This window comes from Stieleria mannarensis, from assembly GCF_014154935.1.
GTDB lineage: Bacteria > Planctomycetota > Planctomycetia > Pirellulales > Pirellulaceae > Stieleria > Stieleria mannarensis.
Genome location: NZ_JACEHH010000015.1, coordinates 1 through 22057, shown reverse-complemented (window position 1 = coordinate 22057; position 22057 = coordinate 1). Strand labels below are relative to the sequence as shown.

The following is a 22057-nucleotide window of genomic DNA, read 5'->3' as shown; positions in this document are numbered from 1 at the left end:
CGAAGAGTGCGGTCCCGAAGGCAACGGCTAGAGATCCTGGAGGCACGTCACCTGTTGGACGCCGCCCTGGCATTCGAGACGTCTTTGCCGGACATCGACACGGCGGGGTTTGATTCCGCCAGTGTGCTGGTGCGGTACCATGCCGGCGCCGCGAATGCGTCAAGCAATCCGATCACCCAGTTTTCGTCCGTGCCGGGACTCCGGCAAGTCGAGCTTCCTCAAGGGTTGGACGTCGATCAGTCGCTGGAGTTTTATCGGCATCACCCCGGCGTTCTCTATGCCGAACCGAATTACGAGATCCAGCTTTCGGCGATCCCCAACGACCCTGACTTTGATCGGCTTTGGGGACTTCACAATACCGGGCAAACCGGTGGCATTGCCGATGTCGACATCGATGCGACCGAAGCGTGGGACGTCACGACAGGCGATGCGGGGACGCTGGTCGCCGTCATTGACACCGGCGTCGATTACCTGCATCCCGATTTGGCGGCCAACATGTGGTCCAACCCGGGTGAAATCCCCGGCGACGGGATCGACAATGACGGAAACGGCTTTGTTGATGATGTTCACGGCTACGACTTCGTTTCCGGTGACGGTGATCCGATGGACGATCACAACCACGGAACGCACGTGGCGGGGACGATCGGTGCGGTGGCGGACAACGGGGTCGGTGTGGCCGGTGTCAGTTGGAACGTCCAGATCATGGCGGTCAAATTCCTGAGTGCCTCCGGCAGCGGTTCGATCGCCGCCGCGGTGAACGCTATCGAGTACGCGGTCGACAACGGCGCGACGATTTCCAACCACAGCTGGGGATTCAACGGCACCGCATCTCAGGCACTCGCCGACGCCATCGAATACGCACGGCTAGCCGATCATGTCGTGGTCGCCGCGGCCGGCAACGGTGGGGCAGACCAAGTGGGCGACAACAACGACTCGCGGCCGTTCTATCCGGCCAGTTTTCCCCATGGCAATCTGATCGCCGTCGCGGCAACCGATCATGACGACGCGTTGGCGTCGTTCTCCAATTTCGGCGCAACCCAAGTCGACCTGGGGGCGCCCGGCGTGGGCATCTACAGTACGACGCGCAACAACACCTACAGCACCTTCAACGGAACGTCGATGGCGACGCCGCATGTCGCCGGCGCCGTCGCACTGTTGCGGAGCCAACATCCCGATTGGTCTTACGCACAGATCCGTGATCGACTTTTCGACACGGTCGATCCCGTCGCCGCGCTCGATTCTCGCACCACGACCGGCGGACGGCTGAACGCCGCCGCCGCGGTTGCACCCGATGAAACGGGTCCGGCGGTGATCGCACAGGTGCCCAGCGGCGATGTGATGAAGGCGCAAGACCGGATTCGCGTCCGCTTCGATGAACGCGTCGATACGGCCACGTTCACACCCCAGGACATCGTCGCATTCCAAGGGCCGCTTGGTGAAATCACGGTCACGACCGTCACGCCGATCGCCGGATCCGCCGGACGCGAATTTGAAATCACGTTCCCGGCGCAGACGGCGCTGGGGGACTACGCGATGACCTTCGGCCCGGCGATACTCGATCCGTTTGGAAACCCGATGGATCAAAACGTCAACGGCATCAACGGCGAGTCCGTTGCAGACCGATTTCTCGCAACCTTCACGATCGTGCCCGATACGGTCGGCCCATTCGTCGTTGCGGCTTCTCCGGACGATGCCGTGGAAGGTCCGGTTGACCGCGTCCGTGTCACGTTCGACGAACCGATCGCGGCCGAGTCGTTCACGACCGATCGCATCAGCGAGTTTGTCGGGCCTGGCGGTCCGATCATCGTTTCCGACATCGAGACTGTTTCACCGACAGAGTTCGACATCGCGTTCCCGACGCAGGATGTTCTTGGGACGTACCGCCTGACCGTTGGCGGTGCGATCACCGACCCGGCCGGTAATTTGCTCGATCAGGACCAAGACGGGATCGGTGGCGAGGCGGACGAGGATCGATTCGAGATTCAATTCACGCTTCAAAAGTGGCTGTACGCCGACGAAGTGATCGATTTCAGTTCGCAGTACACGACGACGGCATGGGCGGCCGCCCAGGCACTCGGTGCTCCGAACACGTTCAGCTACGGGGATCTGCAAACCGCTTGGGCACCGCGATCGGAGAATGGGACGGAAGAGTTCTTGACGGTCGGATTCGCCGAGCCGTTGCTGGCCAGCGGCGTTGTGATTCGCGAAACGTTTGGCAACGGATTTGTCCGAACCATCGAAGCCCGTAACGCGACGACGGGAGAATTTGTCACCGTCGCTCAACCGCAAGACACCAGTGCCCCTGACGTCCCCTTTGATTTCCTGGTCACCTGGCCACAAACCACTTTCGGCGTCGATGCGCTTCGGATCACCATCGACACCAATCACAACCTTGACGCCTATGAAGAAATCGATGCGGTTCAGTTGCGTGGCGTGACCGTTCCGGACACCGATGGCGCTCGGATCCTGGACTCTTCGCTCCGTGGCGGCGTCAACGGTCCGGTCGACCGAGTGGAGTTGACGTTTGACGAACCGCTTCTCGATGGAACCTTCACGCTGGACGACGTGTTAAGTTTCGATGGCCCCGACGGTGCGATCCAGGCCACCGCGGTCAATCGTTTGACCAGCACACACTATGAAATCCTGTTCCCGCCGCAGGACGCATACGGTGATTACTCGCTGCTGATCGGCCCCGACCTGCTGGATCTGGATGGCCGCCCGATGAATCAGGATCAGGATGAAATCGACGGCGAGCCACTGGACGATTCCTACACCGTGCAATTTGCCGTCGAGTTGTGGCAGTTTGCCGATTCGGTGATCGACTTCAGTTCCCAGTACAGTCCGACGTCGTGGTCGGCCGAGCAAGCGTTGGGCCCGAGCGACACATTTGTTTACGGCGATTCACGCCAGTCCTGGGCGCCGCGCACGGCCAACGGCACCAGCGAAACGTTGACGGTCGGGTTTGCGACGCCGGTTCAAGCCAGCGGTGTGATCATCCGTGAAACCTTTGGCAACGGGTTTGTCCGGTCGGTTCACGTTCGTGACGCCGACACGGGCCTGTTCCATCTGGTTTCCGACGCACCGGACGACAGCCAACCTGGAACGCCGGTCGATCACAACGTCGCCTGGCCGACGACCAGCTACCTGGTCGATGCGGTTCGAATCACCATCGATACGGATCATTCCCTGACATTCGAGGAGATTGATTCGGTGCGATTGCGTGGCGTCGTGCCGCCGGACCTCACCGGTCCGCGCGTGATCGGCTGGTCACCCGACGCCGGGCATCCCGGGCCGGTCGATCATGTGGAAGTGACGTTCAATGAACCGATCGACGCCCAGAGTTTTACGTTGGCCGATGTCGTGACCTTTGAGGGTCCAAGCGGACCGATCGCGGTCGACGCAATCGAGTCGCTTTCCCCGACGGTCTCTCGCATCGATTTCGCATCCCAGACCACGTGGGGCAGGTATTCACTGGTCCTGGGGCCCGATGTTTTTGATCTGGCCGGCAACGCGATGGATCAGAACGGCGACGGCATCGCGGGCGATCCGTCTGCCGACACGGCCGAATTCTCGTTCGATCTGGAACTCTGGCAAAATGCGAGTTCGGTCGTCGATTTCAGTTCGCAGTACAGTGCGACGTCCTGGTCGGCCGAACAGACGCTGGGGTCGCCGGACACGTTGGTCTATGCCGACAGCCGCACCGCATGGGCCCCGCGTTCAGCCAATGGAACCACGGAACACTTGACGGTCGCGTTCGCGACGCCGGTGCGGTCGACCGGGGCAATCATTCGCGAAACCTATGGCAACGGGTTCGTGCGAATGGTGGAAGCCCGGGACAGCGAAACGGGAACGTTCCACGTCGTTTCAACGGAGGTCGACGATAGCCAACCCGGCACGCCCGTCGATTACGTCGTCTCCTGGGCGATGACCGTTTACGACGTCGATGCCTTGCGGATCACGATCGACACCAACCACGCGTTGACGTACGAGGAAATTGATTCGGTGCGTTTGCGCGGCGTGGTCGCTCCCGATACGACCGGGCCGCGGGTCATCGCGACCGCTCCGGACAGCACACACTCCGGTCCGATCGACCAGATCGACGTGACGTTCAACGAACCGATCGATCCGGACAGTTTTACAGTCGAGGACGTCGTCACGTTCACCGGTCCCGGTGGAGCGATACCGGTTGATGACGTTGTGCAACTGAATGACGACACCTATCAGATCCGGTTCGCCACGCAGACCGAATTTGGTGTTTACGCCTACTCGATCGGACCGGAGATTCGCGATGTCGCCGGAAACCTGATGGATCAAAACGCAAACGGGATCGGGGGAGAAGCCTCCGGGGACGCGTACTCCTCCTCGTTTGTCGTCGAGCTATGGCAAGACGCATCGACCGTGATCGATTTCAGTTCCCAGTACAGTCCCTTCGGCTGGTCGGCCGCCGACGCCCTGGGCCAACCGGACACGTTCGTCTATGGGGACGCGCGCACGGCGTGGGCACCGCGCTACGCCAACAGCGGTGACCAATCCCTGACGTTGGGCTTTGACACACCGGTTCACGCCTCCGGCGTGATCATCCGCGAAACGTTTGGCAACGGATTCGTGCGAATGGTCGAAGTTCGTGACTCGGTCAGCGGACAGTTCCACGTGATGCCGATCGGTCCCGATCCCAGTCAGCCCGGCGCACCGGTGGACTATGAAGTGTCATGGCCGCTGACCAGTTTCACCGTCGACGCCGTTCGCATCACGATCGATACCGAGCATACGTCTGGTTACGAAGAAATCGATGCGGTGCGTCTGCGAGGCGAGTAGGGCATCGAATGCACGTCGACTCGCAATGCCTTTGTACCAAGTGGCGCCGTCTGGCTAGTTTTTACTGACCTTGATCAGCGTCAATTCATTGCCGGCGTCGTTGTAACGGACGTTGTCCATCAACATGCTCATCAACGCGAACCCGAACCCGTCGCCCGTTCCGAAACAATCCTTTCGGCTGAATCCGCGGGCGGACGGCGGTTGGTTTCCGCTGCCACCGTCACAGATGACGAACCGGGCGGTGCTGTTGGTGACGTGGACTTTCAACACGATCTGGCGATCACAGTAGGCCGCTTGCGACCGACGCTTTGAAATCAGCTCTTTGAATCGATCCCAACCGGCGGCACGACAGCGGTCCAGTTCGTCGCTGGTCAATTCCAAGTTGCCGTGCCAGATAGAGTGCAACAACGCCTCTTCCAACGCCACGCCGACACGAATGTGTTCCGTCTCGTCACTCAATTCCAACCCGCCGATGATCTGCTGGACATAATCCAACAGCGCCGGGACTTTGTCGGGATCATTGTCCAAGTAGAAAGTCGCTTCGACCTTGCCGTAAAACTTGGTCGTCTTGTTGCGGTTGCGGTTGGCGTGGGCTCGAGCCAACACGCGGTAGACGGTTTCGCGAAGCCGTTCCACGCGTTTCGCCTTGGGAACATAGCTGGCGGCCCCTTCGTACAAGGCGTCGACGGCCAGTGATTCATTGCCGTAAGCCGTCATCAACACGACCGGGACCTCGGGGAATTCCCGTCGCGAGGCCCGCACCAATGCCAAGCCGTCCATTTCAGGCATGACAAGGTCGGTGATCACCAGGTCGGGCGTTGAACGCCGCATCGCCTCCAACGCCTGGCACCCGTCTTCGGCAAACGCGATTCGAAACCCCGGCTGATCGGCGAGCAGGTCACGGGTGAAAAAACGGTCCACCGGAGAGTCATCAACAATCAGGATCTCGGTCATTGAATCCCGCCTGTGTGGTTTGAAAACTGCCCCGGACGGACCGTCAGAACGGTCCGCCCCATGCCGCCATTTTAACGCCAGCAGCGATGGCGATGGCGTAAAAAGTTTTGACTTCGATGGGTTCATGAAATGCTTTGGATGCCTTCACCAAATCGACCGCCATGCCGGCTGAATCCGTACTCTTGCAGTGTCCATCGGCACCGACAACTGAACATCTGCCCAAGCCAAATATGTTGCGGAGACAGAACACCGGCGCGGCAGACTTGGTACAAAGACATGCTTTCGAAATCGCCAATTGACGCCCCAAGGAAACTGTTTTGCGCCGATTTGTCCTACTTTACCTGGCCGCATTTGCCACCGCGTGCGGGGCAGACGGAGCGTCACCCGATCCCGCTGGCCAGCCGCCGACGCAAGCAGCCAGCGATCAGCAGGACGTGCCGTTTGAAAGATTGTCGTTGGATGCCCTGCCCAATGCGATTCGGATTCATCCCCGAGTCATTTCCGGGGGCCTGCCCGCCGGTGAGACCGGATTTCGCGAACTGCGTCGATTGGGCGTCAAAACGGTGATCAGTGTCGACGGTGCCCGACCGGACGTTGAACTGGCCCGCCAACACGGACTGCGATACGTGCATCTGCCGCATGGCTACGACGGCGTGCCCGAACAGCGTGTGCGAGAACTGGCCCTGGCCGTCCGCCAGTTGGACGGACCGGTGTATCTGCATTGTCATCATGGCAAGCATCGCAGCCCTGCCGCCGCCAGCGTCGCCTGTGTCGCCGCCGGGTTGATCCCCAAGTCGCAAAGTCTGAAGGTCCTGCAACTGGCCGGCACCAGCCCGCACTATCGTGGGCTGTATCACGCCGCCAGAGACGTCGATCGGATCGACGATGCCCTGCTCGATGCTCTGGAGGTCCGCTTTCAATCCACGGTCGACGTTCCGCCGATGGCAGAAGCCATGGTCGCGCTGGAGCAAACCCATCATCATCTGCAGCAAATCGCTGCCGCCGACTGGGGCTCACCTCCCGATCACCCCGATCTCGATCCGCCGCACCAAGCGCTGTTGCTCCGTGAGCACTTCAGCGAACTGCTGCGGACCGATGCGATCCGACAGGAATCCGATCCGTTCATCCAGATCATGCGTCACTCCGAGGAAACCGCCCGATCACTGGAGACGACGCTGCGACGGTGGGACGCGGCAACGACGCCGCAGCCGCCCGCCGTTCTGAATCAACGGTTGCGGCAAATCACCTCCGATTGCAAATCCTGTCACCAACGTTTTCGTGACGTTCCATTGAGTGAAAAGTCGTCGAGGGGCGAATGATCGAGTGGTCAGACAATTGAATGGTCAAAAAATGAGGACGCCATCGCCTGCCCCCCATCATTCTCCCCATCTCCCCATCTCCCTTCAGTTCGCCCCACCGACCTCGAACGTCCGGACCAAGAAATCGATCTGCATTTGGCGGATTTTGGGTTCGGAAAACTTCGGCCCGCCGTGTCCGGCCCCGTCGATCACGTGCAACGTGCTTTCAACCTTGGCCGCTCGCAGTGCCTGGTGCATCAATTCACTTTGGTTCGGTGGGACCGTCCGATCATCACTGCCGTGAATGATCAGAAAGGGGGGATCGTCTTGGTCGACGTAGGTGATCGGATTGACCTGCTTGATCCCCTCCGGCTTGTTCAGTACTTCGCCGCCGCCGAGTAGTTTTGATTCCGGCGACCCGTCTTGGTTATGACGCTCATATCCCGGCGTGGTGACAAAGGTCTTGAAATCGGTCGGTCCATACAGATCGACGACGGCCTGGACGCGACTGGATTGGTCGGCCCATCCGCCGCTGCCTTCGAGGTCCTCGACACCGCCGGAAGTCCCCAGCAGTGCGACCAAGTGGCCGCCGGCGGAGCTTCCGCCCACGGCGATGCGGTCGACGTCCAGGTTGTACTTGGATGCTTGGGCGCGCAGGTAGCGAATCGCGCACTTGCAATCCTCGATCTGAGCCGGAAAGGGGGCTTCGCCGGTCAGTCGATATTCGATCGTCGCCCCGACAAAGCCTCGTCGGACCAGCGGAACGACCTGACGCACGCCGCCCTCTTTCGTGCCCCCCTGCCAGCCTCCGCCGTGAACCCAAACATACAGCGGCAGCGGCTTGTCGCTCGGTTCCTTTGGCAACACCAGATGCATCGTCAAATCACGCCCGCCTCCGCGGCCGAAGACCACGTCGCGGAGCACGGTGACATCGTCCGGCACGGCTGAACGATTCGCGCCAGGCCGATTCGCGCCAGGCCGATTCGCGTTTGGGCGTTCGCCGATGGCAAAGTCTTCGCGGGTCAGCACACCATCGTCATTGCGATCAAGTCGCTCGAACAATCTCACCGCCGCCTTGAATTCCGCCTTGGTGACTTTCCCATCCCCGTTTGCATCCTCCCGCCGTAACACTTCGGCAAAGGGGATCCGCGGGGGCTGTTGCCGGGGCGATTGGGCTTGCAGCGGCACGGCTGAACCGCAAGCGGTCAAGCAGCTTAGGACAGTCGTCAACAGAAGAGAGTTTTTCATGGATCACCTGTGGTCGGTACATCGGCTAACATACGAACCCGCCAGGCCCGCTGTTGTTCCTTTTTTAAACCAAATCTCGCGTTGTTTTATGTCACTTGATCCGAATTCACAGCCCCATGCTTGCGATGCATCTGCGTCCGATGGTTTGGGGACGTCGCTGATGACCCATCGTCGCATCGCGATTCTGACCGACGGTTATTCGACACCATTCGTGGCCAAGACCGCGATCAGTCTGCTCCGCTATCGGACGCAAGACGTCGTTGCGGTCATCGATGCGACGGCGGCGGGGTCAACGACCCAGGACCTGTTGGGGTGTGGAGGACAGATCCCGGTGGTGAAGACGTTGACGGAGCTGCCGGACGTGGACGCCCTTTACATCGGCATCGCACCGCCGGGCGGCAAGCTGCCCGACGAGTGGCGGTCGATGATTCTCCAAGCACTGCACGACGGGATCGACGTCGTCTCGGGACTGCACGATTTTCTGACCGAAGACGCCGAGTACGTCGCGGCGGCGGAGCGATCGAACAGCCGTTTGATCGATGTCCGTCGCAATCGATGGAAGGTGACGGCCGAGTGCCACCGGTTCCGCCCGGGATGCACCCGGATCCACACCGTCGGCCAGGATTGCAGTCTGGGAAAGATGGTCACGTCGCTGGAAATTCATCGTGGCTTGGTCCAACGCGAGTTGAGTTCCAAGTTCCTTGCCACCGGCCAAACCGGCATCATGATCTCCGGCGACGGCGTGCCGATCGATTGTGTGGTGGCCGACTTCGTCAGTGGTGCCGCCGAGCAGCTTGCCCGCCGCTACGAGCATCACGATTACTTGTTGATCGAAGGCCAAGGCAGCATTTCGCATCCCGCGTTTTCCGCGGTCACGTTGGGCCTGTTGCACGGCAGCGCCCCGCACGGTCTGGTGTATTGCTACGAAGCGGGCCGGACGCACGTCAAGGGTTTGGATGACGTGCCGTTGATACCGATCAAGCAACAAATGGACGCTTATCTGGTTGCCGCGAATCTGCGTCATACGTGCAAGTTCGTGGGGATCGCGATCAACACACGCAACCTGAGTGCCGAGGAAGCGGAGGCGGAAATCACGCGTGCCGAATCGACGTTCAGGCTGCCCGCCTGTGACGTCTATCGTACGGGGGCCGATAAACTGGTCGACGCCTGCATCGGACTGCGCGGCGAGGTGCTTGACGGATGAAATTGACCGTTTACCGATTAAGTTTGCCCCTGAAACACGCCTTCACGATCGCTCGCAATTCGATCGACACCCAGTCCAGTCTGCTGGTGCAACTGGAACACGACGGCGTTTGTGGCTATGGCGAAGTCACCGAGGACTCGTTCTATCGGCACAGCTTCGATTCGATGTTGCAATCGCTGCGCAAGATCCGCCCCGACACACTCGATCGGTACGCCAGCGAGTCTCCGTCAGAACTTTGGCCCCTGATGCACGACCAGACCCAGGGGGACATGTTCGCGCTGTCGGCGCTCGACATGGCGGCGCACGATTGGCACGGCAAACGTCAGGGGATGCCGACTTGGAAAGTTTGGCAACTGCCGGGCACCGATGTCGTCGATTCCAGTTTCACGATCGGAATCGATAGTCCCGAGAAGATGGTGCAAAAGTTGCATGAAGAACCGGGGTGGCGGGTCTACAAGATCAAGCTGGGCACCGAGCGTGACATTGAAATCGTGACCGAGTTGCGACGTCACTCGGACGCGGTGTTTCGTGTCGACGCCAATTGCGGCTGGACGGCTGATCAGGCGATCGACCATTCCCTGCGATTGGCGGCGCTGGGGGTGGAGTTCATTGAACAACCGCTGCCGATCGACGCATCGCCACAGGACAAGCGACGGGTGGTTCGCGAATCGGCGCTTCCGATCATCGCCGACGAGGATTGCCAAGTGACCGCTGACATCGAACGCTGTGACGGTCTGTACCACGGCGTGAATGTGAAACTTTGCAAGTGCGGCGGTCTGTCGCCGGCGCTGCAGATGCTCAAACAGGCCCGCCAACTCGGACTCAAAACGATGATCGGCTGCATGGTCGAAAGCTCCATCGGCATCAGCGGGGCGGCACAGCTGTTGCCGCTGTTGGATTTTGCCGATCTGGACGGGGCGGTCTTGTTGGCCGGCGAACCCTGCGTCGGCGTGCGGATCGACAAAGGCATCGTCGTTGCGTCTCCGCTGGCCGGCTGCGGCGGCGACATCGATCACGATCGCCTGCCCGAGTTCCTGGCGTCGCCGCCGCTGGTCGTCGCGTAGCGAGGCGGTGCGTGCCCCTCGCCGGTGTCTCGCCATCTGGGACCTTCCAGCTTCGGGCGATCGCTTTTCGCAAGTAAATCTGACAAATAAAAACGCGATTCGATTCAAACCCCCGAACCGAAATGGGCAGGCAAAGGCATCCCGCGTCAACTAAACTGCCGCGATTGATCGTCCGCAAGGACTGCCCCTATTCCATCTACGCGTTCCATTGACACGGCGAGTGAATCGTGAGTGCCCCAGCCCGTTACATTTTGCATCCGACCGACTTTTCAGCCCAGTCGCACTTGGCATTTGCCCATGCCTTGCGTTTAGCGCTCAGCAACGAAGCAACGTTGTCGCTATTGCACGTCGGCGACGATTCCTACGAAGAATGGGATCGTTTTCCGGCGGTACGCAAGACGCTCGGCCGCTGGGGGCTGATCGATGAAGATGCGAAACGGCGTGACATTCAAGCCAAGCTGGGCGTCGGCGTGGAAAAGGTGATCGCCGAGCAAAAGGATGTGGTCGAGGCGATCACGGGCTTTTTCCAACAGCGGCCGGTCGACTTTATGGTGTTGGCCAGCGGTGGTCGCGATGGTCTGGCGAGCTGGTTGATGCCGTCCAAGGCAGAGAAGATCGCTCACCGGAGCCACGTGCCGACGCTGTTTGTTCCCGCCGGCGGACACGGCTGTGTTTCGCTGGAAACCGGCCAGGTCCAGATGGACCGGGTGATCGTGCCGGTCGATGCATCCCCCTCGCCGGACGAAGCGATCGAGCGCGGACTGCGTGCGATCTCTGCCCTGGGCAGCGAAAACGCCACGCTGACATTGTTTCACGTCGGCGCGAGCGCCATGCCTGACATCAAAATCCCCGACGGTCCCTGGCATGTCGAACAAATCGTGACCCCGACCGGTGACCCGGCGACCGAGATCATCAAGCTGGCCGAGGAGAAAAAGGCAAACTTGATCGCGATGGTGACCGACGGCGCCCACGGGTTCTGGGACGTCTTCCGCGGCACGACGACCGACAAAGTCGTCCGCCACGCGCCCTGCCCGGTCTTGGCCATCCCGATCGACAGTTGAGTGCGATTGCGACGAAGCAGACGAGAAGGCATCGGAGATGCAAGTGCGATCAGGAGTCATCTGGCAGAAAAAATCCGGCGACAGGATCGATCGTGCCATCCTATCAGGATCGTCGCGGGAGGCTGGCGGATCGGGCAGAGTGAAGAAGGCAGAATGATGGGGCAAAACGATGGGGGCAAAACAATAGAAGCAAGATGATGGGGGGGCAATGACAAGGCGTGTGCCGGTTCGCGCAAAACCAATTGGTTCAGCCCCGTATTATTCTGCCATCGCGAGCCCCCATCGTTTTGCCCCCATCGTTTTGCCCTTTCTCCCGACAACGCGGCCCCCACAGGTTCACGGTCGCGGCGGGGGCGTCACGACGGCGGTGTCGAACAGCATTGAATTGTCTTGTTCCTCTTCCTCTTGCTCCAGGTCGTGAGCGAGCTGTTCGGCGATCCGTTTGAACACGGACGCCGATGGGCTGGGGAGTTCTCCCAAGACTTCATGGGCCTCCTGCATGTGTCGCCCGAGTTCTTGTTTGGAGACCTCGTCGGGTTCGATCCGCAAAAACGTTCCGGTGGACTGGGGGGCTTTGGAAAGCAGCGTCAGATACTTGTCCACGCACGTGGCGGTCAACAACCGGGATCGCGCGGCATCGTCGGCGACCACATGAAAGCGTTTTGCCGTGCCGGTGCGCTGCAGTTTCAGCAAACAGCCCAAGAAGGTGCTGTCCAGGTACTCACACCCCAGCAGGTCGGCCGTCACGGTCGCCGCGGGGTCTTCGACCAGGCAGCCTTTGACGAACGCGGCAAAGGCGGGGCTGTGGGTCGCGGTCCCTTTGCCTTGGATGCGGACGATGAACCCATCGTTGGTTCGTGAGACACAAAGATCACAACGTATCGTCATCGGGCCCACCCTCCGCCAAGGATTCTCAACCGGCTCTGGCAATCCAACAAGCCTAACAGAGTCCTTGGCGGGTCGCAAATTTCCCCGCCGCGCCGGGGGGGCGCGGCGAGTGTATCGACCGACCGTGCTAGTTCTTAAAGAACGCGTGGTTCGGATCGCCGGCGCTGATCAGGTAGGCGACCAGGTCCAGAATCTCGTCCCGGGTCATGCGATTGAACAGTCCTTCGGGCATCGCCGACGTCTTGGAAACCATCATCTCTTCGATCGTCTTGCGGTCGATGTTGACGCGCGCGTTGGGGTTGGTCAGGTCGGTGTTCAGCGTCATCGAATCGCCGCTCAGATTGACGACGACGCCGACGTGGATCCGGCCGTCGTCGGTCAGCACTTTGACGGCCGAGAATTGGTCGTTGATCACCTTGCTGGGGTGGATCACCTGGTCCAGCAAATCGTGTGGCGAATAACGTCGCCCGGCCGAGGTCAGGTCGGGACCGGTCATGCCGCCCTGGTCGCCGAAGCGATGGCAGGCGTAACAACCGCTTGCGGCGAACATCTTTCGCCCGCTTTCAAAATCGCGTTGCTTTAGCCCCGTGCGTGCGGCCGCGGAGAGTTCTTCCAACGTCCACTTGGTTTCCGGACGGCCCTCGAAAATCTGTCCCAGATTCTCCAACGCCGACTTCTTGACCGGTTTGCGGGCCAACAGTTCTGCCATCTCCGCCTTTTGGGTTTCGCTCAATGAGGCGACCGCGTCGTCGCGAATGAATTTGATGAACTGATCAAAACTGGCACCGCCCTTGTAATTGGCCGCCTTTAAAAACCACTCGAAGTAGGCGGTGTGCAGCTGCGGAGTCCAGCCGGATTTCAACATCCGAATCGATCGGGCGTACTGCATCTGTTCCTCTTGCGTCGGTGCCGCCTGAATCAGGGCGATCGCTTTTTCGGCCACCGTCGGCGATTGGAGCCAAGCGAGTGTTTCACAGAGCAACCAATTCAGCTCGGGCGATTGCGCCGGGAACAGCGGGTCGAAGCTGGCGATCAGTTTTTCGATCGTCGCGTCACTCGGTCGTCCGAATCGGTTCAAGATGATTTGCGTCGCGCGATGCAGCGTCAGCTGTTGCGTTTCGGTCAACCCGGGCACATCGATCGACGTGACCGCGGCCAAAAGCTTTTCCCCCATGGCGGTGTCGATCGGCGGAGTGTCGTCGCTGCGGTGCTGGGGACAGACACCGGTGACGCGCGCCAGGGCCAGCAAGGCTTCGACCTGTTTGCCCGGATCGGACTCGCTCAGTGCCTTGTCCGCCCACTGTTGGACCGGTTGGTGTTCGATCGCGGTTCGTGCGGCAAAACGGATGAAGCGATCTTGATCGTCAAGATAGGGCCAGGCGACGGAGACCGCCTTGGGATCTTGTTGGCCGTGAAAGGCTTCCAGCATGTGACGTGTCTCGCGGGCCTCGTTTTGGGAAGCCTTGGCCTCTGCAGGCTCAGTCGACTGGTCGCCGGTGTACGTCACGCGATACAGGCCGGATTGCACCCGCCGTCCACCGATCGTGAAGTACATCGCTCCGTCTTGGGGACGAATGATCGCATCGGTGATCGGCAGCGGGGCGCCGGTCACAAACTCCTCCTTGGTCGCGGTGTAGGACGATCCGCTCGGTTCCAGGTGGATCGCATACAGCTTTCCCCAACTCCAATCGAGTGCATACAGCGCGTCTTGGTACTTGGCGGGGAACTTGGCACCATAGCCGAACGTCATGCCGGTCGGCGACCCCGGGCCGATGTCGAGCACGCCCGGCAGGTTGTCGGCATAAAAGGGCATGCGTTTTCCCGCCCCGTTGCGCCAGCCGAATTCGGCGCCGCTGGTGACGTGGCAAATGCGCGTCGGGCGATACCACGGCGTGTTGAAGTCGTACTCCATGTCGGCGTCGTAGGTGAACAATTCACCGTCGCGATTGACCGCGGCGTCAAAGACGTTTCGAAACCCCGACGCAAACGCTTCGAAGGTCTGCCCGTCGGGAGAGACGCGATAGATGATTCCGCCCGGGGCCAGGACGCCGCGATTGTGCCCTCGGCCGTCGGGCATGCTGGGCAACAGATGGTCTTCGCCCCAGACCTGACGCACCGGCGAACTGTCCGCCAGCGGCGGCGGGGTCGTGTTGTTTCCCGTGACCAGATACAGCGCCTTTCCATCCGGCGTCGGCATCAATGCGTGCACCCCGTGATCGCTCTTGGAGTGGACTTCGTGAAGCAATTCGACCTTGTCCAAGTGGTCGTCGCCATCGCTATCGCTGACTCGGTACAAACCCGAGGGGATTTTTTGTTCGTAATCATTGACGCCGACGTACAAGGCACCGAACGCCCAAACCATCCCGTTGACCGCGCGGATGTCTGCGGGCACTTTCTCGATCGTCGTCGGATCCAGCGGTTGTCCCGCCGGCGGAGGCGTGATGCGATACATGCCGCCGAACTGATCACTGACCAGGATCCGCCCCTTGTCGTCGGTGCACAGATTCACCCACGAGCCCTGCTGGTCGCCCGGGACCGAGTACAGCAATTCGACCTCGAACCCCTCGGCCGCCTTGATCCGATCGATCGGGGTCGCGGTGTTGCCACCGACGGCCGGGCCGACCTCCGTCTGACGCGCCCGTTTGCGCGGTTTGGCTTTGGCGGCCCCGTTTTGGGCGTGCACCTCGGGCGCCGACAGGGTCAAGCAACAGGCCGACAACACGATCGCAGCGACGCGACGCCACGCGGTCCGACTGACACGGGAAGAGATTGATCCTAGAAACACGGTTTTCATTTCGGGGGTTGTAGAATGGAATGGAGAGCGATTCATGAGGTGAAGGTCATGAGGTGTTGGGGGGCAAAGGGCCGCTTGGCGACCAGGCGGGCGGCGGCGTCGAGACGATTCACCGGGGCAGGTATATTACACCGTCGGGCTTGGCATCACAGTCCGCAGCACCCCAAGTTTAAACGCTGACGCCAACACTCCCACGCCAGCCCCCAGGCAGAGAAAGGTTTCGAGAAAATTCCTTATTTCCTGCTAGGGAGAAGGCAACGTTGCTGGATTGCGCCATTGGTTTTCCTTTTCCCCCCTAGTGTACGGTCTTTTCGTTGTGCCAAGGGATGAATGAGGAGTGCTGGGTTCACCCTGGGCGACCACGTTACCGACGTCGCGTGTTTTGCCGAGTGTGCTCTCCGTGATCCGCCCGAGACCCTCGATTGAGCCCCGCGTGGGGCCTTCGTTTGATCGTGCAGCTGTTCATTTTTTTACCTCCGATATCTTCTTACCTGACTTTTCGAAAAGCGGGACTGCACCGACGAACCGCGGATGTCAGCTGTGCTTCCCACCCCGGTCGGATTGGTTGAGGGCAATCGGACAGGCAAGTGCGGCTGGGATCGTCGTCGTTTTGACGAATCCTGCCCTAGAGTGGATCAGGAAAATCCCCCTGCGATCCTCCCGCCTTTCTCTCGCCCACCTGCCACTCACCGATGCTGGATCAATCGACGCCGCACCTCCATTCGCACGCCGGCCGGTTGATGGACCCCGAAACCGAACGGCCGCAGGGAGAGACGATTGCGACGGTGCTGTGGCGTTACAAGTGGCTGGTCGGCATCCTGCCGCTGCTCGGGACGCTGCTCGGATATTGGGTCAATCGTCAGAAGCCGACGACCTATCGCGCGACAACCAAGTTGATGCTCAAGAGTGACACGCCGCTCACGCTCGACACAGCCAGCGGTGTTGCCCGAGGCGGAATTCCCAGCGGAAATTTGATGCAGTCGCTGATCAATTCGGACGCGATTTCCGGACGCGTCGAACTGGACGAGGAACTCCGATCGATTCCCAAGCTTCGCGATCTTAGCAACGATCAGTATGTCGCGTTGGTGCGGGGCGGGATTCGATTTCAAACGATGACCGATTTGAAGGATTCACGCGACCGTATGATCGCCGCCCTGCACTTTGACGGGAACGATCCGCAAGTCTGTGTCGCCGCCGTCAATTCCGTTTGCGATGCGATCGGAGAACATTTCCAAGAAGAACGCCAGCAGCGGGTCAACGAGTTCGAGCAGCTGGTCAGCAGCGCCCAGGAAAAGTTGTTGCCGCAGCAGGCCGAAGTGGAAGAAGCCTACAAGCTGTTCCGCGAAGACGCGCCGCTGGAATGGGATCCCGATGGGCAGGTCATCAATCCTCATCGACAACGGCAGTTCCAACTGCAGACGTTTCGCGACGAATTGGAACAAAAGCAGCGTGAATTGGATTGCGAGTTGCGATTTGCCGAGAGCATGAAACGACGCCACAAGAACCCTTTGATGGTCGCGTTGATCATCGGACAGCTGAGCGACGTCTTCGAAGACTCGCGTTTGATGCTCAAAGGGGAATCGCCGGCCGATCTGACGACCGACGATTTGGAACTGCGGAAGATCGAAGTGGAAAAGAAGCTGATTCCGCTGGAGATTCAGCGGGAGCAATTGGAACTGGCGTACGGTCGATCGCACCCGGAGGTCAAATCGATTGCGATGCAGATCGAAAGTTCGCAACGTAAATTGAACGAGCTGATCGCCCAAGTCGATCGACGCCGCCGAGAGCTGAGCGAGCAAGGCCAGCGGATCGCCGGTGGAGAAGGGTTCCAAAAGGCACAAATGAGACGCGCCGGTGAAGCGGTGGATGCCTACATTCGTGGCTTGAGTGAACGGTTACGCGTGGCCAACGAAGACTTGAAGGTCATCGATCAAAAGATCAACGTCGAAAAGCAGGCCGCCGATGAACTGAAGCGGTTCGAAGACACCGACGCCTCCTTCCGCCGGCGGATCGCCAGTATTCAGGGCATGTTGATTCAACTGGAACAGCAACTTGCCGCGTTGGAATTGATCGATATCGACGGCGGAATCCTGGTCCAACCGCTGTTGGCGACCGGCAAGGCGCATCGGACGGGACCGGATTTGAAGAAAGACCTGGCCGTGTTCGCGATGTTGGGACTGGGATTGAGCGGGTTGCTCGCCCTGCTGTTTGAGACCACGGCAAAAACCTTTCGCAGCGCCGAGGCGATCGAGCGTGAATTGCAATCGCCCGTGCTGACGCATATCCCCGTCGACGCCGCACGCAAACAGAAACCAGGCCCCTTGCCTGCCGGTTCGATCGCCAGACTCGATTCAAAACTCGCCGTGATCCATCGACCACACTCCCCGGCTGCCGAGGCCGTGCGCGCGGTCCGAACCGCGATGTTGCTGGATCGACGACAAAACGACAGCAAGGTCTTTCAGATCACCAGTCCCCTGCCGGGAGACGGGAAGAGCACGCTGGCGGCCAACGTCGGTTGCTCCATCGCCCAGTCCGGCAAACGCACCCTGCTGATCGATTTGGACCTGCGAAGCCCCAGGTTGTCGCTGCGTTTCAATCTGGATACCAATGTCGGTCTGGCAAACGTGCTCAACGGAGAATTGACCGCCGATAGGGCGGTGCACCCGACCCCGATCGAGAACCTGGACATCCTGCCCTGCGGACCGCTGCCGGCTAACCCCGCCGAAGCGCTGACGCTGGCCGAACTGGCCGATGTTTTTCAGTGGGCTCGGGATCACTACGACTTTATCATCGTCGACACCCCGCCGCTGTTGATGGTCAGCGATCCCGCGATCGTGACCACCTACGTCGACGCCGCCCTGCTGGTCATTCGCATCCGACGTCGCTGTCGACCCAACGCGAAAGAAGCCGCCGCAATGCTGCGTTGGTCCGGTTCGCGAGTGATGGGCGTGGTCATCAACAAATTCACCGCGACCCACTCCACCGCCTCCTACCAGAGCAGCGCCAGCGGAAGCTACCAATCGATCGGATACGGGTACGGCGATCGCTATCGGCGTCGGTATCAGCGCGAAGTCAACGCGCAGGACACCTACGTCGTCACGGGAACGAAACACCTGGGGCGTGTCGACAAGGTCGACGCCGACGCAGCGACAACGCTCGGTAAACCTCACCTGCCCACCGCCCAACCGACCGATTCCAACGCCTAGCCGTTCTGGCAACGCCCAATCTTTCGCACCGGTGCAGCTTTCGCACCGGTGCAGCGGCGGTCGCCGGACGGCGATTCGGGATCATTGACGGCGGAGCAATTTGTGGCAATTGACACAGCTGTGGGTCATTTGCGTGTACGACAGTGTGGCGCCGTCGATATTCTTGTTGTCGGCCGCCATCAATAGGGTTCCGGTGGTAAACCAAAACACTTGGTTTTGCGTCCGGTAGGCCGCCGATTCGTTTTCGATCCATTTACGTTTTCCGAATTCGTTCAGGGACCGCGCGCCCTGACGGATCTTTTCAAAATCCTCGGTGACCAGTCCGTCCAGGATCTGTTTCGAGTACTCCAGTTTCCGCTGCATTTCACGTTCGAGCGGCTCGGATTCTTCGCTGAACGAGCGAACCGCCGGAACCACGACGGCGGTGGCCAGCAGCAGTGCGGTGATGATCAGCAAACGCATGGGACAGGCTCCTGTAAAGACCAATGGGGGACCGGGGGCCGGCAGGACGACGGGCCTGATTGGGTGCAATCGCGATGCCGGCCTCATCACCGGATGCGGCGGAATCAGAATTGATCACAAAGCGTGCGTCTTCGCCCAATGCGGCACAGGCTTTGCTTCGCTGACGGCCTTCACGGACAGCAAGCGGTGCTGTCACGCGAGGGGGCGGCCGAGTCGCGGCGATGGAGCGCGCTGGGCCGAACCGATCATCGCATCAAAATGTTGCTGAGGAGCTAACCAATGACGTTTTCCGACGAGAGCTACAACCTTCGAATCGAATTGGACACCAAGGGCTGTGAACTGTCGGCCGAAGAGATTGAAGACATGGAACTCGATCTGCACACCTTGCGAAACCTGGTGGCGGATTTCCCCGTGTCAGATCTGCACATCACCGTCGTGCACCACCAAAAGGCTCGTGATTACCACGTCAAAACCAGCCTCACGCTCTCGGGGAAAACGCTCTTTACCGGCGAGCGTCACAGCAAGGTGCACCCGGCCTTTGAAAGCTGTATCCGAAAGCTGACCAAAAAAGTCCGCGCCTACAAACGTCAGATGCGGGTCGGCGAGGACGCGGAGAAACACGCGGCGGGAACCCGACACGATGTCGCCCCGCTGGGCGAACTCGACGTCCAAGCGATCGTGCAAGCGGTTCAAGAGGATGATTATCACCGGTTCCGCCAGGAAATGGATGTGTTCGAGTCCTCTTTGGCCTCGCGGATCAGCCACTGGATCGAACGCTATCCGGAAATCGGTTCGCGTCTGGAACACCCGTTCCAAGTGTCGGACATTGTCGAAGAAGTGTTCCTCAACGCCTTCGATGCCTTCGACCAACGCTCGCATGACATTTCGCCAGGCCAATGGCTGGAAAGCCTGATCGATCCCTCCGTCCAAGCGCTGCTACAGTCTCCGGACGAAGAATACGAACGGATCCAATTCGCCCGGATGGCCCTGATGGACTGAGCTGATGGACTGAGCGACCACCCTCAAGCGCGCGTCAACGCACGCCTTCGTGAGCGACGTTTCCGAAGGCGTGCTGATAGGCGCGCTATTGCCCTGCCGACAAAGGTGAAATGGGGAGTGAGGTTCGACCCGCGTTGGGCTGGTCGGGCGACGTGTCTTAGGCCCGAAGGGCCGGCAGACACTGTGCCAGCCCTCCGAGGCTTCATCGGGACGGTCCATGGAAAAGAGTGCTGTCAGGGAGGTGGGATTTTCCACGGCCGTTTCAATCGAGTGCATTGGCCGTCAGCGGCGATGGCTGAAACTGTCGTCGTGGCCGAGTCGCGAGAACCATTCGCCGGCGGGGGCAGGCCTGGAGTTGGTGGCAATTGAAAAAAAAATGCGTCCGCCGCGTGTGTGGTGGCGGTGGATGTTTTGTCGTACACGAGGGCCTGGATTTTGATTCGTTTCGCACTCTCTGCGTTTTTCGCATTGTGCGCAGTTTTAACGTTTTACAAATCGTTCAATTGGCCACGTCGTGTTCTGGATGATTCTGCACTGCAGTACACAACTCCCGGTGTTCCGCCCGAGTTCGATCGTGAAGTCACCTACTTCTCCATGGTCGAGAACCAAGATGTCACAGTCGATGGGGCGGCGTCGTACTTACGCGACCATCATTGGGGCTGGAAGGAGTGCAGGAAATACTTCATTGAAGACGCAACCTTCGAGGGGCAGACGCTTTGGAATGCCCCCGAGCAGAACCCAATGGTCCCCGTCAATCTCATTCACGCTCCTGGGCATAGGATCGATGCCTTTCGTGATGGTTGGCAGCGGTGTCAGTACCAGATCAAGCAAGAGTTGAAGACGACTTCTGAATCGAGTTTGCGACAAGCTTTCGTTGTTCCACAAACGCGTGCAATCGCAACACTCTGCGCACTCGGAGTTGCATTCTGCGTTGTGTCCGTTGCGACGTTGGTTGGGCGGTTCGCGGGAAAGAATGACAGGACCGGATGATCCGTGTGAGGCCCCGAGTAGAGTTCGCTGCAGTGGTCCGTATTTGGGGCTGGTGACCGCCACCGGGATTCGGTGCCGACGCCGGGTTAATCGTCGTTGTTGCGTGTCAGGTGACCGCTGCGGGCGATCGCCAATAGCAACCACAGCATCACCGCAATGCTACCCAACATGCCGATCAGCCCGAACACGCTGATCGGCTCCAACGTGGTGACGTAAAGCGGGATCGAGACCAGTGGAGTGACCTTCTGTGCGAGCAACAGGGACGACCCCAAGAACACCGCACTGGCCATCACGCCCAACACCAGTCGGTTGACCGACGGGCCCAGCCGCTGGTGCTCCAGCGTGATTCGGGTTTCTCCGCGGCGGACCATCTGCAGCAGCGAGACCACTTCGTCGGGCGCCGATTCGAGAAAGCTTTCGGCTTCCAAGTAGATTCGCCGCGCTTGGCGGAAGCGACGTTGCGGGCTCAACCGGCGGAGCATCGTTTTGTGGGCCAGCGACCGAATCACTTTGAGCGAGTCGAAACTGGCGCCCAGTTCGGACAGCGTGCCTTCGAGCGAGATCAGCATTTTCAGCAACAAGGCGGACTGGTTGGGCAGCTTGATCGAATGTTTGTGCAGCAATTCGGTCAGCGCCGTCAGCGCCCCGGCCAGATCGAACTCGTCCATCGATTGCTGGCCATAGGTTCCGATAAAATCGGCGACGTCGATCGACAGCGCCGACTCGTCCAGCGTCGGAGGCGTTTCACCGACGCGGCGGATCAGACGGGTCAGACGGTTTTGATCGCCCGAGGAGATCGCGACCAGCATGTCTTCGATATTCTCGCGCAGCTTTTCATCGATTCGCCCCGTCATCCCGAAGTCCAGGATCCCCAGTCGGCCGTCTTGGAGCAGAAACAGGTTGTCGGTGTGGGGATCGGCGTGGAATTGGCCTTCTTCAAAGATCATCGCCAAGTAGACGTCGGCGATGGCATGTCCGATCGCTTCGCAGCGTTCCTCGTCCAGCGTGATCGTGGCCGATGAACCGGGGCTGCGGGCGTCGCCGGGCGGTTGCCGTGTGGCGCCGTTGCCTGCG

General features: G+C 60.1%; 14 protein-coding genes. 8 read left to right on the top strand and 6 right to left on the bottom strand.

What is annotated here, in order from left to right:
- The first annotated feature begins 6 nt into the window (after positions 1 to 6).
- On the top strand, positions 7 to 4815 hold the full coding sequence (locus H1B37_RS12025) for a S8 family serine peptidase (RefSeq protein WP_182866909.1): 4809 nt from the start codon (positions 7 to 9) through the stop codon (positions 4813 to 4815).
- Between the two features lie 54 nt (positions 4816 to 4869).
- Here the strand turns inward: H1B37_RS12025 and H1B37_RS12020 are convergent, their stop codons facing one another.
- Positions 4870 to 5769, bottom strand: a complete 900-nt coding sequence (locus tag H1B37_RS12020; RefSeq protein ID WP_182866908.1) for a response regulator — start codon at positions 5767 to 5769, stop codon at positions 4870 to 4872.
- 317 nt (positions 5770 to 6086) lie between these two features.
- Here H1B37_RS12020 and H1B37_RS12015 point away from each other — a divergent pair, with 317 nt between their 5' ends.
- A complete protein-coding gene (locus tag H1B37_RS12015; protein WP_182866907.1) occupies positions 6087 to 7088 on the top strand; it encodes a protein-tyrosine phosphatase family protein in 1002 nt (333 codons plus the stop codon).
- 84 nt (positions 7089 to 7172) lie between these two features.
- On the opposite strand, the gene H1B37_RS12010 is transcribed toward H1B37_RS12015, so the two are convergent.
- Positions 7173 to 8315 carry an alpha/beta fold hydrolase gene (locus H1B37_RS12010; RefSeq protein WP_182866906.1) on the bottom strand — a complete coding sequence of 381 codons (1143 nt, stop codon included), beginning with the start codon at positions 8313 to 8315 and terminating at the stop codon, positions 7173 to 7175.
- Positions 8316 to 8475: 160 nt separating this feature from the next.
- On the opposite strand from H1B37_RS12010, the gene H1B37_RS12005 reads away from it, so the two are divergent.
- The 3 genes from H1B37_RS12005 (at position 8476) to H1B37_RS11995 (ending at position 11644) form a co-directional block, all read left to right on the top strand.
- Positions 8476 to 9519, top strand: a complete 1044-nt coding sequence (locus H1B37_RS12005) for an N-acetyltransferase DgcN family protein (protein WP_286177662.1) — start codon at positions 8476 to 8478, stop codon at positions 9517 to 9519.
- Complete coding sequence (locus tag H1B37_RS12000) at positions 9516 to 10583, top strand: dipeptide epimerase (RefSeq protein WP_182866905.1); 1068 nt, start codon at positions 9516 to 9518, stop codon at positions 10581 to 10583. Before H1B37_RS12005 ends, H1B37_RS12000 begins: the two co-directional genes overlap by 4 nt.
- Before the next feature lie 227 nt (positions 10584 to 10810).
- The gene (locus H1B37_RS11995) at positions 10811 to 11644 is read left to right on the top strand and encodes a universal stress protein (RefSeq protein ID WP_182866904.1); all 834 of its coding nucleotides are present in this window, start codon (positions 10811 to 10813) and stop codon (positions 11642 to 11644) included.
- Positions 11645 to 11980: 336 nt separating this feature from the next.
- Here the strand turns inward: H1B37_RS11995 and H1B37_RS11990 are convergent, their stop codons facing one another.
- A complete protein-coding gene (locus H1B37_RS11990) occupies positions 11981 to 12532 on the bottom strand; it encodes an STAS domain-containing protein (RefSeq protein WP_182866903.1) in 552 nt (183 codons plus the stop codon).
- A 127-nt stretch (positions 12533 to 12659) separates the two neighbouring features.
- Positions 12660 to 15326 carry a c-type cytochrome gene (locus H1B37_RS11985; RefSeq protein WP_286177661.1) on the bottom strand — a complete coding sequence of 889 codons (2667 nt, stop codon included), beginning with the start codon at positions 15324 to 15326 and terminating at the stop codon, positions 12660 to 12662.
- Positions 15327 to 16018: 692 nt separating this feature from the next.
- Here H1B37_RS11985 and H1B37_RS11980 point away from each other — a divergent pair.
- The gene (locus H1B37_RS11980) at positions 16019 to 18532 is read left to right on the top strand and encodes a polysaccharide biosynthesis tyrosine autokinase (protein WP_182866902.1); all 2514 of its coding nucleotides are present in this window, start codon (positions 16019 to 16021) and stop codon (positions 18530 to 18532) included.
- Between the two features lie 81 nt (positions 18533 to 18613).
- On the opposite strand, the gene H1B37_RS11975 is transcribed toward H1B37_RS11980, so the two are convergent.
- Positions 18614 to 18994 carry a hypothetical protein gene (locus H1B37_RS11975; RefSeq protein ID WP_182866901.1) on the bottom strand — a complete coding sequence of 127 codons (381 nt, stop codon included), beginning with the start codon at positions 18992 to 18994 and terminating at the stop codon, positions 18614 to 18616.
- 279 nt (positions 18995 to 19273) lie between these two features.
- Between H1B37_RS11975 and H1B37_RS11970 the strand changes: the two genes are divergently transcribed.
- Both H1B37_RS11970 and H1B37_RS11965 read left to right on the top strand, forming a co-directional pair.
- Positions 19274 to 19993, top strand: coding sequence for a hypothetical protein (locus H1B37_RS11970; RefSeq protein ID WP_182866900.1), 720 nt, complete (start codon positions 19274 to 19276; stop codon positions 19991 to 19993).
- 435 nt (positions 19994 to 20428) lie between these two features.
- Positions 20429 to 20983, top strand: coding sequence for a hypothetical protein (locus H1B37_RS11965; protein ID WP_182866899.1), 555 nt, complete (start codon positions 20429 to 20431; stop codon positions 20981 to 20983).
- An 86-nt stretch (positions 20984 to 21069) separates the two neighbouring features.
- Here H1B37_RS11965 and H1B37_RS11960 read toward each other — a convergent pair.
- A partial coding sequence (locus H1B37_RS11960; RefSeq protein ID WP_182866898.1) for an AarF/UbiB family protein occupies positions 21070 to 22057 on the bottom strand: 988 nt, incomplete at its 5' end.